Origin of the sequence: Spartinivicinus poritis (genome assembly GCF_028858535.1) — a bacterium.
Taxonomy (GTDB): domain Bacteria; phylum Pseudomonadota; class Gammaproteobacteria; order Pseudomonadales; family Zooshikellaceae; genus Spartinivicinus; species Spartinivicinus poritis.
This window is the reverse complement of the sequence record NZ_JAPMOU010000019.1, coordinates 67,938-82,801: the sequence shown is the minus strand read 5'-3', so window position 1 is coordinate 82,801 and position 14,864 is coordinate 67,938. Positions and strand designations below refer to the sequence as shown.

16 protein-coding genes are annotated in these 14,864 nt (G+C 37.8%); 10 read left to right on the top strand and 6 right to left on the bottom strand.

Annotation, left to right across the window (positions count from 1 at the left end; translation table 11 throughout):
* Window positions 1-116 precede the first annotated feature (116 nt).
* Window positions 117-491, bottom strand: coding sequence for a hypothetical protein (locus tag ORQ98_RS15405; protein ID WP_274689698.1), 375 nt, complete (start codon window positions 489-491; stop codon window positions 117-119).
* 640 nt (window positions 492-1,131) lie between these two features.
* Here ORQ98_RS15405 and ORQ98_RS15400 point away from each other — a divergent pair.
* Window positions 1,132-1,761 (top strand): LexA family protein, encoded by a 630-nt coding sequence (locus ORQ98_RS15400; RefSeq protein ID WP_274689697.1) that lies wholly within the window; start codon window positions 1,132-1,134, stop codon window positions 1,759-1,761.
* Window positions 1,762-1,925: 164 nt separating this feature from the next.
* Here the strand turns inward: ORQ98_RS15400 and ORQ98_RS15395 are convergent, their stop codons facing one another.
* Entirely contained in the window at window positions 1,926-2,210 is a 285-nt protein-coding gene (locus ORQ98_RS15395) for a hypothetical protein (RefSeq protein WP_274689696.1), read from the bottom strand.
* Window positions 2,211-2,277: 67 nt separating this feature from the next.
* On the opposite strand from ORQ98_RS15395, the gene ORQ98_RS15390 reads away from it, so the two are divergent.
* The 5 genes from ORQ98_RS15390 to ORQ98_RS15370 all read left to right on the top strand — a co-directional run bounded on the left by ORQ98_RS15390 (window position 2,278) and on the right by ORQ98_RS15370 (window position 5,340).
* On the top strand, window positions 2,278-2,481 hold the full coding sequence (locus tag ORQ98_RS15390) for a hypothetical protein (RefSeq protein ID WP_274689695.1): 204 nt from the start codon (window positions 2,278-2,280) through the stop codon (window positions 2,479-2,481).
* A gap of 139 nt (window positions 2,482-2,620) precedes the next feature.
* Window positions 2,621-3,313 (top strand): phage tail protein I, encoded by a 693-nt coding sequence (locus tag ORQ98_RS15385; RefSeq protein ID WP_274689694.1) that lies wholly within the window; start codon window positions 2,621-2,623, stop codon window positions 3,311-3,313.
* A 370-nt stretch (window positions 3,314-3,683) separates the two neighbouring features.
* Entirely contained in the window at window positions 3,684-4,208 is a 525-nt protein-coding gene (locus tag ORQ98_RS15380) for a phage tail-collar fiber domain-containing protein (RefSeq protein WP_274689693.1), read from the top strand.
* 4 nt (window positions 4,209-4,212) lie between these two features.
* Window positions 4,213-4,989, top strand: coding sequence for a hypothetical protein (locus ORQ98_RS15375; RefSeq protein WP_274689692.1), 777 nt, complete (start codon window positions 4,213-4,215; stop codon window positions 4,987-4,989).
* A 12-nt stretch (window positions 4,990-5,001) separates the two neighbouring features.
* Window positions 5,002-5,340 (top strand): phage tail assembly chaperone, encoded by a 339-nt coding sequence (locus tag ORQ98_RS15370; RefSeq protein WP_274689691.1) that lies wholly within the window; start codon window positions 5,002-5,004, stop codon window positions 5,338-5,340.
* Between the two features lie 114 nt (window positions 5,341-5,454).
* On the opposite strand, the gene ORQ98_RS15365 is transcribed toward ORQ98_RS15370, so the two are convergent.
* Entirely contained in the window at window positions 5,455-5,820 is a 366-nt protein-coding gene (locus ORQ98_RS15365) for a hypothetical protein (protein WP_274689690.1), read from the bottom strand.
* A 227-nt stretch (window positions 5,821-6,047) separates the two neighbouring features.
* Complete coding sequence (locus ORQ98_RS15360) at window positions 6,048-7,133, bottom strand: alkane 1-monooxygenase (RefSeq protein WP_274689689.1); 1,086 nt, start codon at window positions 7,131-7,133, stop codon at window positions 6,048-6,050.
* A gap of 181 nt (window positions 7,134-7,314) precedes the next feature.
* Between ORQ98_RS15360 and ORQ98_RS15355 the strand changes: the two genes are divergently transcribed.
* From ORQ98_RS15355 to ORQ98_RS15345, 3 genes are all read left to right on the top strand, one after another.
* On the top strand, window positions 7,315-8,100 hold the full coding sequence (locus ORQ98_RS15355; RefSeq protein ID WP_274689688.1) for a substrate-binding periplasmic protein: 786 nt from the start codon (window positions 7,315-7,317) through the stop codon (window positions 8,098-8,100).
* A 371-nt stretch (window positions 8,101-8,471) separates the two neighbouring features.
* Complete coding sequence (locus ORQ98_RS15350) at window positions 8,472-9,452, top strand: alpha/beta hydrolase (RefSeq protein WP_274689687.1); 981 nt, start codon at window positions 8,472-8,474, stop codon at window positions 9,450-9,452.
* Between the two features lie 100 nt (window positions 9,453-9,552).
* Window positions 9,553-10,461, top strand: a complete 909-nt coding sequence (locus ORQ98_RS15345; RefSeq protein ID WP_274689686.1) for a chemotaxis protein — start codon at window positions 9,553-9,555, stop codon at window positions 10,459-10,461.
* Between the two features lie 7 nt (window positions 10,462-10,468).
* On the opposite strand, the gene ORQ98_RS15340 is transcribed toward ORQ98_RS15345, so the two are convergent.
* A complete protein-coding gene (locus ORQ98_RS15340; protein WP_274689685.1) occupies window positions 10,469-11,488 on the bottom strand; it encodes a beta/gamma crystallin-related protein in 1,020 nt (339 codons plus the stop codon).
* A 350-nt stretch (window positions 11,489-11,838) separates the two neighbouring features.
* On the opposite strand from ORQ98_RS15340, the gene ORQ98_RS15335 reads away from it, so the two are divergent.
* Window positions 11,839-12,339: a superoxide dismutase family protein gene (locus tag ORQ98_RS15335; RefSeq protein WP_274689684.1), complete on the top strand. Its 501-nt coding sequence runs from the start codon at window positions 11,839-11,841 to the stop codon at window positions 12,337-12,339.
* A gap of 121 nt (window positions 12,340-12,460) precedes the next feature.
* Here ORQ98_RS15335 and ORQ98_RS15330 read toward each other — a convergent pair whose 3' ends face one another.
* Window positions 12,461-14,230 carry an alkaline phosphatase D family protein gene (locus ORQ98_RS15330; protein WP_274689683.1) on the bottom strand — a complete coding sequence of 590 codons (1,770 nt, stop codon included), beginning with the start codon at window positions 14,228-14,230 and terminating at the stop codon, window positions 12,461-12,463.
* Window positions 14,231-14,864 lie beyond the last annotated feature (634 nt).

Below are 14,864 nucleotides of genomic sequence, written 5' to 3'. Positions count from 1 at the left end.
AAATACAGGCATCTTTAATACTGCCAGGGGAAAGGGAAGAAGGTATAGCTACCTTATTTTATGCATAAGCCAATAGTTTACATAGAAATCATTCTTGATCTTAGTGAAGATTCAGTTTAATGTACTGTATGATTTTTAAGCTCATTAACGATATTAAACACTTGCCTTCTTGTTAAACCAAACAAAGGGGCAATTGCATTAGCTGTTTTCCCATCGATATATAACCTGCAAATCAGTTTATTTCTTACTTTGCGAAATGCTGATTTACTTGGTATTTCCAGATATTCTCCGGGAAACTTTTCACTTAGCTTTTTGGCATTATCAAAACCAATAGCTATAGCTATCGGGTGATCTTGCCTTGATGTTTCCGGAATATAAACTCTTGCACCACCCATGCGTTGCGCCAACATAATAGCTGCAGATACGCCTATAACCTGGGCCAGTTCTTCAAGAGTACCATTTAGGTCTTGTGGTGTTAATGTGTATCCCATGTTTTTCTCTTGTTGTTGCTGTTATAGAAAAATTAAGATTTTTAATGTAAAGGTATCCAGGTTACTATATAAATAAATACTAGCTCTACCCCCGGTTTATAATTTTTACACAACCAGATAGGATCTTATACAAAACGACTTACGTTGTGTAAGTCTGACACAATGCAAATATCTGTCAGGTAGTTGGTTAGCAACTCAATGTCTGCTTAAACCTATACAATATGAGAGTTACAGACTGGTATACCCTTCACGAAAGCTTTTTCACTGCATTAGCTACTACATAGATGCCCTAGCCCGAATATTTTATCAAACCACAGAAAAATGCTATGTAGACCAGATATTTCACTAGTCTTTTGATTACGGGTGACTTCCTTTAAAGTCATAGACTGTTAATTTCTCCTTGTTTAAACAACTTTTAGATATACTCAACCTTTCAATATAATGCCTCATAGGTTATAAATAAGTCATAGCAAGCTTTCTCACAAAGCATATCCAAGTAAATATCTCTATATTAGTCGAGTGATCACTATTAATAAGCTTATTAATATTGCCAATGACCATCATCAGCACTTATTATACAACTATAAGTTGTATAATGCTACCTAAATTTGAATTTCGCTACCACAAAAAGTTATAAGCTATGATTGGCAAACGATTAAAACAAGCACGGGAGCACTTGGGACTGACCCAAGAAGAACTAGCCGAGTTAGTCAGTATTTCCCAAACAGCTATCTATAAAATTGAAGATGGAATTACCCAACAACCGAGATCTACCAAAAAACTGGCACAAGCATTAAACGTATCACCAGAGTGGTTGCAATATGGTATTAACCCGCCTTTTTGGCTTGAAGGCACTATTGAACAACGCACACCATACCGAGAAAAAGGCCTTTGCCCTCTTATTAGCTGGGTTCAAGCAGGCAGCTGGCAACCCATCTACGAAGTTGATGCTAACGACGCAGATTTGATTCCGTGTCCAGTAAAATGCAGCGATCAAACCTTTGTACTCCGAGTGCAAGGCATTAGCATGGAACCTGTGTTTCATGAAGGGGATCTATTATTCGTTGACCCCGAGGCACATTGTCATAGCGGCTCTTTCATTGTCGCCAGACTGGATGAATCAAATGAGGCGACTTTTAAGCAACTGATTATTGAAGATGGTCATCACTTCTTAAAGCCGCTTAATCCAGACTGGCCAGACAAAATCATCCCAATGAAAGGCACCTGCTCAATTGTAGGGAAGGTTATCTTTACTGGACGGGCACTTTAGATACAGCACTAGGAGCCTGTCTGAGAATAGAGAACCTACTACGGTTTCTATTCTCAGACAGGCTCCTAGTGGTCTATGCACAAAATCAGAAATAACTTCACTCACAGACCACCAATCAAATTAAAACTTAAAGTTTTTAAGTTTTAACTAAATTAATCATGCTTTCAATTTGGCTGCTTTAGTTGATGACTAACTTGCCAGCTATTCCCAGCTTGCTTCGCAAACACAGTGAGCTGGTACTCTTCATTGGCTGGCTCATCAGAGTGGTGATAAATCACACTACATTTGTTTTTTGCCTGATCCCAAAAACCATTCGCAAACACCCATTTTATCCCTGTTTGCTGATTGACATTGGTTAGCTCTTGTTGAATTTCCTTTGCTGCCGGACAATGCTCAGTAAGCTCTTTAACTGTTTGAAATTGAATCAGGTTTGGGCCAAGTTGTAACAAGTCATTTCTCCTACGTCATCAAGACAGTATAATATCTATCCATTATTATGATACTTTGGGTTGTAAGATGAAAACACTACTTGGCACTCTCACCGTTCTTTCCGGTATGGCAGGCATTGGTATTTTTGCCTATCAATTATTCCAAGACCCAACTGCTCTACGATTTGCTGGCAATATTAGCTTAGGCTATCCGCTTATTTTATTTACTGTATTTGCCAGGCTGATCGTGCGTATTATGACCAACAAAGAAAAAGCAGCTCAAGACAACTGATCCCTCCTCTTAAGTTGCTCACTTTAGCCTTTTATAGCAACTAATATCAGGTGAAATTTTTCACCTGACTGTTCAGCGTTAATTCCCGTAATCTTCTGTAGTAAATCAACTCATTTTTACTGGAGAAAGACTTACTAGTATGGAAAATAAACACCTACTGCCTCCCAATACTGATCTGCTAGAACAGAAGTTAGAAGCGATTATCACCAGAGCAACTGAAGTACCTTCAGAATTAGGCAACCTATGGAACCCCGCAACCTGCCCCAGCGAGCTATTACCTTGGCTTGCCTGGTCTTTATCAGTTGATTCTTGGGACCATAATTGGACAGAGCGAACCAAACGGGAAAAAATTCAACAAGCTATTTCAGTACATCGTTATAAAGGTACAGTAGGAGCAGTAAAACGTGCAGTTAAACCATTAGGGGTTTCGCTGGATTTTATCGAGTGGTTTCAAGACCGTGATGATATAAGTATTGCCCCCCTTTTTGAAAATAATAATCAACCCAAGCCTCATACTTTTATTTTAATCGCATGGGCCAACGAAAACCCTTATACCAGCCACGAAACTTTTTTAAACCCTGAACTATACCTAGCAATTAAACAGGCAATTGATAAAGTCAAGCCAGAACGAAGCCAATATCAGCTTTATACTGGTGCCAGGCTACAAAATACTTTTCTTGTTGGCAGTGTAAGTGGTGGCTGGCAGCAAGTTGGCCGCAACAGTTGTCAATTACAAGTTGAAAATTCAAGTTATAAAAATAACTTAAGTGCAATATTTCACCTGACGAGACGCCCCATGAGTGTGGCAAGATACTATACTCTTCGCGAATGATTTTTAAGCTTTGTTACCATCGTTCTTCACCCCGGCCCCCTCCCAAAGTGGGTGTCGCGAAAGGGTTCTGGAGAGTAAATATGAAGTAACAGGGTATTCTAAAACTGCTGTCAAAAACAGGGGCATTAGAACTATAGCACAATCGAGCTCCCCCCTTTGCAAAAGGGGGATTGAGGGGGATTTTTACATACAAATAAGGCAAAGATGGTTTATAACCCTGATCCATTTAAATCCCCCCTAGCCCCCCTTTATTAAAGGGGGGAAGTAACTTTTGCGACACCCTCACCCCAGCCCTCTCCCAGAGGGAGAGGGGGCATAAGCGGTGTTTTTAACAATCATAGGGCATTATATATAAAAAGGAGAAAAATGTGTGAGCACAATACTCACTCCGGTAATTACTGACCAGGGGTTACAAGCTGTATTTAATGCAGATAATAATGGCTTAGCAGCAAAAATTACCAAAGTCAGTTTAGGTACAGCAGGTTATACACCAAAACCTAATCAAACCAGGTTAAAAGAAGTAAAAAATACCATAGGCATAGCCAGTGGCAGAAAGGTCGGTAAACACCAGTTGCACCTTAATATTCTTGAAGACAGCGACAAAAGTTACTGGGTAAAAGAAGTTGGTTTTTACTTAGAAGATGGTACTTTATTTGCCGTCTATTCACATCCAACTAAAGCACTGGCCTATAAATCACCAGAGGTTGATTTACTACTGGCCTTCGACTTGGCATTAACAGCGCTGCCTGCCAATAAGGTGACCATAAAAGACCAAGGAGTAGACTTGAATATTCTAATCGCCCCAGAACTCGCCAAAATGGCGACGGCTGAAATAACAAATATGTATCGATATATCAAACAAAAATTTATTTTACTGGAAAAAGGAGTGATTTAGTCTTATGGCATTAGAACAGGACATTAGTCGCCTGGTTGAAGCATCAAATCGGTTGACAACTATCGTAGATGAAAAGATAAAAGGAATTGATAGTAAACTTAATGATACTATTCAAAAACTAAACGGATGGAAAGCATCAGCCGAAGCTAAAGATATTAATGGCGAACCCCGTTATGAGGAAATAATAGATCTTACGCACCTAGATACAGATAAATTTTATCCTGTTTGGTGGCGCTTCCCTGGTAATACAAAACCAAATGGAAATGTTACCATATCACGCAATTATACAAGAGACCAAAAACTAGACCCTTTCAAAGACGGTGGAAAACCTCATGTAGCAGGCTTACTATGTCAACTAGAAGGTAATGCATACCCATGGAGTGGTGATGCTAACTACTTAACAATAAAAAGACTGAGACAAACTTATAGGCATACTATTCGCAAAGTTTCTTTTGGATTCAATTGTTTTATTTCAAACGTTGATGGCACATATCCAATATATTCAGGTCATGAAAAAGATCAGTTTGTTGAAAGTAGAGTTTTTAGTGGATGTTACTTACGGGGAGGCCTTAGCTATATATTTACTCACAATGGGGTTAATTCACTTGACTATCTCAAAGCGAATGAAGAGAGAACCATTTACACTCATTTTTCTGCAGAAAATAAATGGGAAATATCTTATTATGTCAAACCTCTTCTGAAGACAGACTCTCTGCTAGGTGAAGACTATCCATTAAACGGACAAGATAGTGCAACAGCTATACCATATCAATTAAGCTAAAAGGATAATAAAATGTTATATATTGATACTTTAATCAAGCCTAGCGGCCATACACTCTATAATGTACCTGCCGATATTAATACATTAGTTGAAATGGGTTTTGAGGCTAACAAAGCCAAAGCGCTATATGATGAAGCCTATCATAAACACTACTGGAACAGCTTTCGACAAAAAAGAAATGAACGATTACGTCTAACTGACTGGACTCAACTTCCAGATACCTTATTAAGGACCAAAGAAGAAAAAAAACTAAAAGAGCAGTTCAAGATCTATCGTCAACGACTCAGAGAAATTCCACAAACCTATTCGAACCCTAATGAAGTTGTATGGCCAGATATACCAAAATTATAAAGTTTCTTTGATGAAGATTTTTTAGGATACAGATAAAAAAACAATAGGATATCAACAGCAAACAAATGAAACATATCCTATTGTTGAAAAATACTATCTAGCTAAAATCCAGTTTTATTCTTGCGTATCATTTATCAAATCATAAGTAATATCTGGGTTAAAACCCATTGGCCAATAAATCGCAGCAAAAGGAGGCCAAAACGCTGACACAACCCTAAACTTGGTACGCAATCTACCCTGCTTAATCACTTGTCCATTTTGCTCTAACCGATAGGGGATACCACCACCTGGTGGTATCCCTGCGGCTGTCCAGAAAAATGGCCTAGTAGTTACATCACCATTATCTTGCATTTCTACAGGTTCTGCTCGATTGTAAATATACAGTTCACTATTCTCGGGTATATTGAAATTTCCTGTGGTTGTACAACCACCTATTAGCAGGGATAGCGTTGCTGCTGTCAGAATATTTGCTTTTTTCATCTTACTGCTCAACCTATTGCTGATAGTCTATATCTTTGATGTCTTGAGAGCTGATACAGCTATTCAGTTTCAAAACAACACGACCATCAAAGTATTATCGGACAACAGATTCTGAATGAATCACAACCACTGGTCAAACAGTAGCAACAGACATATTAAAATATGCTCACTATCTATACATAGACATCAGCTTATAACAAGCCAAACACAAAATAACAGATTTAGACTTATCCTATTTTATACTCAAAGTCCACTGGATCGGGTTCTGACTGCTGGAGTTTTTCCATATGCTCTTTGGCCAGTGGGTCCATCACTTTGTGCCATAGAGGTGGAAACAAAGCCAGGATAATCATACCACCATAGCTGGTAGGTAACTGCGGGCTTTGATCATAGTGACGTAATATTTGATAGCGACGGGTTGGGAATGCATGATGGTCAGAGTGGCGCTGCAAATTATAAATGCCAGCATTGGCCAATTTTTCACTAGCATTCCAGGAATGTAGGGGGCTCACTCGTTCATAACGCCCATTGGCCAGTTGCCGTCGCTCTAAGCCATAATGCTCAACATAATTGACGATTTCTAAAGCCAGCACAGCAAAAAAACTGCTGACTAAAAAGAAAACCAAACCATGAGCACCAGTTAATAATAAGCAGGCAACAGCAACTACAACACTTAATAACGTCCAACCAAGTACTTCATTGCGCCAATGCAATGGAGATAAACCTTTACGTTGTAATCGTTTTGCTTCTAAACGAAAACCATTGAAAACATTACGTATCATTGCTTGAGGTACAAAGTGATAAATAGACTGCCCCAGCCGGGCAGAAGAAGCATCTTTTGGGGTAGATACATTAACATGATGGCCACGCACATGTTCCACTTTGAAAGTACCATAACAAACTAACGCCAACATAAAACCACCTAACCCACGCTCAAACCGGTTGGTTTTATGGACTAACTCATGGGCAACGGTAATACTGGCAGCACCAATTAACAGCCCTGTATTCATTGCAAAAAACCAGGTATCAAACCAGTTTTGCCGCTGCTCAACCAAATAACTACCAACAGCCAAATAACTCAACTGAATTAATGCATAACCCCATAAAATCATGGCATAACGCCACTGCTGGCTAAGAGTAGCTTCTTGATCAGAGGAAGGATTACGAAAGGTTTTACCGATAAAAAAATCCAGTAAGGGAAAGCCAAGGTAAACAACCAAGAAAATTCCATAGCCCCAACCCCCAATTGCAAAAGACAATCCAGGCACAATGGCTACAGCATAAGGTAAGCAGAAGTTGACTGGTTTTTGCATATAACACTCCATTGTTATAATTATTTTTTATTATATAGCCAATACAAAGAATATATTTAAATTATAACTATCTTATGAATTAGTAAACCTTTGCATTAATAGTAACCTTACCTTTCAAACTTGCTATCCTTAATCTTGAGCCTGCTCATAGCGTTGTTATATGTGCAAAAGAGAGCTGTTTGTGGCTAAAATAACAATAATTTTTCTGTGTACTATTTTGGCTTGCCAGTCAGCCCTGACTGAAGAGTTGCCTTTGCTATTTGCCAACTTCCCTCCTGTTAATTATGTTGATGAGCAGGGTAAGATGAAAGGCATCAGTTATGAAATTATAACCGGTGTTGTCACAGAGATGGGCTACCAGCCTAATGTACGAACGCTACCGTGGAAGCGTGCTTACCATACAGCCGCTCAAGGTAAAGCTGCTATATTATTTACCTTCACTCAGAATGAGCAAAGGAAGAAGGAGTTTTACTTCACTGACATGATTCTTCCCATTGCTGATGTGTTTTTCAAAAAAAAATCAAAGCAGATACAATGGGAAACATTAGCAGATTTGGCTAACTACCGCATTGGTTATACTGATGGATATAATTACCACAGTAGCTTTTTACGTGCTATAGCGAATAAAGAATTTATTGCAAGAAAGTCTCCTGCATTAGAACACCCAGAATTACAACATCTTAAAAACTTATTTAATGACCGAGTAGACCTTATTATCTGTGAAGTTAATGTTTGTCTATTCCATTTAAGAAACAACCCCAGGTGGCAAGCAGTAATCGATTATATACCTAAAGCGATTGGCCCTATCCGTTCATTTCATGCAGGCATTAGCAAAGCTTGGCCAAATTCAGAAGCTCTATTAAAACAATTTAAGGCCGCATATCAAAAGTTTAAGAAAGCAGGCAAGCGAAAAGCTATTTTAACTAAATATAAAGCTGCAGAGCTAACTAATTTAATAAAACAATGAAAAAAAACCGCTTTTTGTTCTACATGTTTTTTTTGACTTTAGCTTTTAGTAGCTCAATTACTTCTAGTCAATCAGTGCTGCCTACTGTTTTCGACAACTATCACCCTTATAGCTTTATAGATAATAAAAAGCTAAATAAGACCATAACTGACTTACACCAAAGTGGTAAAATGCACGCAATTTACGCAAAATATGGTGTCGCAGTACCTACCAAAGAAGAGTTGGAGCTAAATGTTGCTCGCTAACGAGTTAGTCATCAAAAACATTGAAACTCAAGATATTATAGAGGCAGCATGGTTTGCAACCATTTCAAACATATGTTTGAATAGTATCTATGCCATTTCAGCCAATCATGTGAATCAGGTGTCATAATGCAACACCCTATTATTAACCAGCAACTATGCGCTCAACTTAAACCACTTCATCTGGCTAATCCTCAACCACTAACAGAAGCAGAGCAACAGTATAGTGCTTTTTATGGGATAGACTTTGACACTGAAAATCCTGAAATCAATCATAGTATGGGCTATTTTGATTCTATTCACTACCGAGTAGCCTGCCATTATTACTGGAAAGCTTCAAACCAAGGCACAGCATTTGTTGTACATGGTTATTATGATCATGTTGGGCTATATGGTAATTTAATTAAGTTTTTATTGGATCAAAATTTGAATGTCGTCTGCTTTGATTTACCAGGGCATGGCTTATCTTCAGGCAATAGAGCCTGCATTGCAGACTTTACAGACTATGTAACTGCATTAAAGCAATGCATCAGTATCGCAACTGACTCCACTGCAAAACCCTGGTTTCTTTTAGGGCAAAGCACCGGTGGCGCCGTTATAACTGATTATCTTTTAACCGAAAAATTCACCCCAAATAACAGCCCTTTCAGCAAAATTGTTTTATTTGCTCCCCTTATCCGTCCAAAAAACTGGGGCATGATTGAACTCGCTCACCGGTTCCTTGGCTCGTTACTCAGCAATGTAAAACGTAGTTTTGCCCCAAACTCTCATGATGAAACATTTTTACACTTTGTAAAACATCAAGATCCTCTCCAGCCTAGCCACTCATCTGTAAAATGGTTAGGTGCTCTTCGAGAGTGGATAAAACGAATAGAACACATGCCACCTTCTTCTTTGTCACCCATAATCATACAGGGTAAAGATGATCAAACCGTTGACTGGCAATATAATATTCCAGTTTTACAAAAGCTTTTCAGCGAGCCAACTGTATTTTATCTCCCAACAGCCAAACATCATTTAGTGAATGAAAGTAGCTCTATTAGAACAGCATACTTTGATTATCTAAAAGACATTTTGTTTACAACCAGTCAAACTGAGCGCTTCGGATAAATCCTACATATGGGGTATAACTGCTAAGATATAGTTATGCCCATTGCCTGCAGGATCTGGGCTGTGTATAACCAATACCAGTCAGGGATAGACGACTCACATGCTCAACTCAGCTCAACAAGCATCATTCCTAAACCAGCAAGAGCTATTAATTTTTCAGCTAACTGGCAAGCAATTATTTGGTATTAATGTTCTTAAAGTTAAAGAAATCATTCCAACTCAACGACTAGCTAAACTGCCTTTTTCTCACCCTGCGGTAATGGGCATTGCTAAGCTAAGAGGTGTTCCTTTCACCGTTATTAACCTTGCCCTTGCACTTGGGATACCAGCTCATCAAACAGCTGATAGAAAAGAGTCAATCATCATTACCGAATTAAATCGCTCTATACAGGGATTTTTGGTAAACCATGTTAGCCGAATTATTAACTGTAGTTGGCATGATATTGTTCCTCCTCCTGCTACCATGGGTAGCAATATTTACATAACTGGAATTACCAAACTAAATGAAAAAATGGTAGAAATAATTGATGTTGAAAAAGTAATAAATGAGGTAATTCCCACACCAGATTACAATACCCAACTAGTTAATGAACTTCCTTATGAATTTAAACAAATATTAAAAAATAAACTCGTAGTAGTGGTTGATGACTCTTCCATGGCCCGTAAACAAGTTGCCAATACACTAAAATCTATAGGTGTGCAGTATTTACTAACTTGCAACGGGAAACAGGCCATTGAAAAAATTCATGACCTGGATGCACAGAACAAGCGGGTTGATATGATTATTTCAGACATCGAAATGCCCACTATGGACGGCTACACTCTAACACAAGAAATTAGGCAAGAATCTAATGAAGAGTTATCCTCAATCTATATTTTATTACATACCTCTTTAACAACAACAGTGAGCGCAGTTAATGCTACACGATGTGGTGCCAATGCAGCTTTAACTAAATTTGTAACTAATGACTTAGCGAATATGGTTATTGAGGCGCTCACAAAAAAATAATTGTTACTTATTCAACTACTATAGAAGACACCTGATCATTTGCCCCTCTGCTAACCAGGCAGCTAGTGTCTGAGTTTAATCGCCAAGCCCGCCCTCTAAAGTTATCATGCTCATATAGAGTAACTGAAACACCATAAGGCACTCTAATAGATGATAAATCGTCGTTTCTAATCCCTAGCCCTCTTAACTGACGTAAGTTATAGTGGCCAGGCGCTAAACGAACACCATATCCATCAAAATTACAATGCTGATAAACGGTTGCAGGGGGTTTAGATGTAATTGGCCACGAGTAGCTTACTTTTCGAACAACTAAAGATGACAGTTTATCATTAAACCCATTATTAACTAAACATTTATCACTGCTTTGTAAGGTAATAGACCGACCTTTAAAATTATCATGCTCATATAGTGTTACTTCATATCCTCTTGGCACACTAAAAGAAGAAATATCGTCATTTTTTATTCCAAGCTGCCGTAACTGTTGTAAGTTGTAGTATCCTGGCCGTAAAGATGAACGATATCCCTTGAACTTACAGTGTTGATAAGCAGTAACTAAATTTGGATTATAAGGTCTATAAGGCTGCTGCGGCTGTGGAGCGTGACGCACCTTACTAATAATTAATGAAGAAACTTTATCATTAAAACCGTTATTCACAAGGCAACGATCATTTCCGGTGAGGGTGATAGCTCGACCTTGAAAATTGTCATGTTCATATAAAGTCACCTGATATCCGTATGGTACATAAAGAGACGATACATCATCATTTAATATCCCATAGCGATTAAGCTTTGCTAAATTATATTTTCCTCGTTTTAAATTTGCATAATTCCCTTGAAAATCACAATGCCTAAATAATGTAACGCGCTTTCTTTTTGGTTTAGGCGAAGTGGTTTGGTAAACAGCTTGTGAAGAATATTGTGACGTTTGAGGCTCGTAATATTCCCAAGCAACTGCTTGAGGTTCAATTACACAACCAACCAGACTAGTAATAACAGGTATACTCAGAAGAAATTTAGTTTTTTGCATCAGCTGCTACTCCCAATAAGATGACTACTTGCCTTAAGCTTTCAACTTACACCAAATGCACCGTGTATTAGGGCATTGGCAGATACTCTCTGTAAACCTGCAACAAGAATAATTGGCTATGATTAATTGAACCTTAATTTGAATTTAAGTTTGCAAAAAGTGGAGTAAGATACCTACACTCCCCAAAGTGAAAGGCATAGCGACTTAGTTATATATTTCTATCAAATATATTAATGATATTTATTATCCACTATTCTCAACTAAATGCCATAATAGGTAAATAACAACAAAAACCTCCTCTACAACAGTTACAGTACTTGTTTTTCAACAATTTTAAAGGGTCTTTTACTATGTTAAGAAAACTGCTTTTACCTCTGGCCATTTGTTATTCATCAAGCATCTTGGCAGGTGGGGACTTCCCTATCATCAATAACCAAGGCAAAACCATTGGCAATGTAGCAATAAAGCAAGGTACAGAAGGAGTATTGATCAATATTAAAGCAAAAGGATTGCCACCAGGCTACCATGGTATGCACTTTCATCGTAAGGGAGATTGTAGTGATTTAGCCACTTTTAAATCGGCAGAAGGTCATATTGACCCACACAAGAAACCTCATGGTTATTTGAACCCCAAAGGCCCCCATGAAGGCAACTTACCTAACCTGATTGTTAACCAAGATGGCAGCGTTGAAGTAGAGTTGTATAGCCATATGGTTCAACTCAAGGAAGGGCCAGCAAAACTGCTTGATGAAGATGGATCAGCACTGATTATTCATGCTAATAAAGATGACCACACCAGCCAACCCATCGGCGGTTCAGGAGGAAGGCTTGCCTGTGCCATTATCAAGTAATTAATATTGCTGTCACTTATAAACACATATTAGTTAGCTACTATATTATTATCTAAATGATTACTGCCTAAATGACACAATAGTTAGTAGCTAACGATAATTACATCATTGTATGAGTATATTAACTATACAACCAAGGCACTCCATCATATTTAGTCACTTTCATTGTTAATTGTTTTCCAGCAGACTGACGTTGCTCTTTATCTACTTTATAAACCCGCCATTCACACTGTGACTGACCAAACTCAATAGTTGCAAAACCATGATCATTAGCGTTGAAACGCTTAATATGAGGGTTATTTAGCCTAACTGCAGCCTCGCTTAATAGTTTTACTACTTCTGGTCGCTTAACTTTATATTTTAGTAGTCGGCTAGCGCCTTCTATTAATCCCGCAGAAGTTACGGCAGGTGTCATAAACTCAACACCTGCAAGGTTATTCCAGTTCCAGTTCAATGATTTAGAGTAATCAACTTTCAAGTAAGACGCTATACTGGCATGCAAATCCCCAGTTAATACCACCAAATTATCAATATCATAATGTTGAGACAGCTCTGCTAATTGTTGTCTTTCAGCTTGATAGCCATCCCAACCATCCACTGAAAAAGGCGCCAGCTCCTGGCCTAGTAAAGTAGCAGACAAACGTCCCATGAAGGTTTGATTTCCTAATACTTGCCACCGACAGCGACTACTTGCCAGGCCACTGAATAGCCAATCTTTTTGTTGACTGCCAAACATAGTATTTTCTTGATTAGTACCATTAGTGCAGCCTATTGGTAGATATCTTTCAAGCACATCTCCTTGCCCACAAGGCTGTGCAGTACGGTAAGTGCGAGTATCTAACATAAATAGATTAACTAAATTACCAAACTGGAATTGGCGATAAATCTGACTATAACGATGAGGGTGAGCCGTATTTGGGTTTAGCTTAATTCGTGTTGGTGTATATTCACACCAAGCTTGTTGTGCCGACAACTTCAACTGCCGTAAATAGTCAAGTCGGTTAGTAGCAAATTCAGGGCTATTAGTATAAGGATGATCTGGCGCACCTAAAGCATCTTGTTGATAATCCCAATAGCAATCATTGGCAATTTCATGGTCATCGGTTGTAATAATCCAGCTATGATTTTCCATTGCTTGTCTCAACCAAGGATCTTGCCGATAAGTCCGATAAATAGTCCGATAATCATCTAAGTCCATTGCCACTGAATAATCATGATTTAATTTAATCTTTCTATCTGTATATTTATCTGTTTGAAACCGTTTATCACCAATACTTTCATAAATAAAATCACCTAAATGCAGAATAAAATCTATTTCATGAATATTTGCTAGTTCATAATAAACATTATAATAGCCATTGGTATAATCTTGACAGGTTAATACTGCAAAGTTAATTTTATCTACTGTTTGAGAAACTGCAGGCAGTGTTTTACATCTACCTATACGACTACTCACTCCCTTATAAATGAATCGATAATAATAGCATGTAGCAGGCTGCAACTGCTCAGATAAATCAACTTTTATGGTAAAATCAGTAAACTGTACCAGTTGAGTATCCACTTGCCCTTGAATCAATAACAACTCTGCTTTGGGGTCAGCATAAATTTCAAAAAGCAATGGTTCATAAGGTTTAAATTCTGTTGGGTTCAACCTAGTCCAAAGAATAATACCTGTATCACTTGGATCACCAGAGGCCACAGATAATGGAAACACTGTATTAGCAAGATCAGAGTCTACAGTAGTATTATCAGGTAAGGCATTAGCTGTATAGCTTTCAATTGGCGCATTATATGTACCAGCTTTTAAATTATTTATTGTTAATAAATAAGGTGCTGTTACTATACCACCAAGCAAACTTACAAGGCTTCTCCGGCTAACATTGACAGACATAATTTTTCCTTTTTATTATTTTTGTACGTGCAAAAGTTATTCAGAAAGCTCAACTCACTATTCTGAGTCTAGATACAATAAGTAGCAGGTAATTATTAACCTATTATTAAGATCAATAACCAATTTTTAGAGATATTTATTAGAATATACTTAATAAAATATTCACAAATCTTATATAGTGAACAAATACAGTAAACCTATCAGTCCCTGTCAACATGAGTATATGTCAGTTAATTTTTACAACTAAAAGTGATCCATAATAGATATATATTACTAACTATCACGTCACATAAAGTGCATTTTTTAGACAGTCTTTCCCATTAAAAGCACATAAATCTGTAACAAAATGACACATGAATAATACAAACGCCAAAAACTACTCGATACAGCTATACTAAAGTCTAATTTCAAAGAACTAAAATACAAGCTAAGCGTGATAGTTAATGCCAAAGATTACGGTATTAAAGTACAAACTATAATGAGTGTAATAACCCTGAAACCCCTGATTTCATTAGCCTTCATGTCTTACCTTAATGATCTAATATAAAACGCAGAGTCCATTGTAATATTTTGGTTTCTTCTTATAATATAAGTCACTTTTATCTGATGTTGGATTATACCCTTCACGAATGAT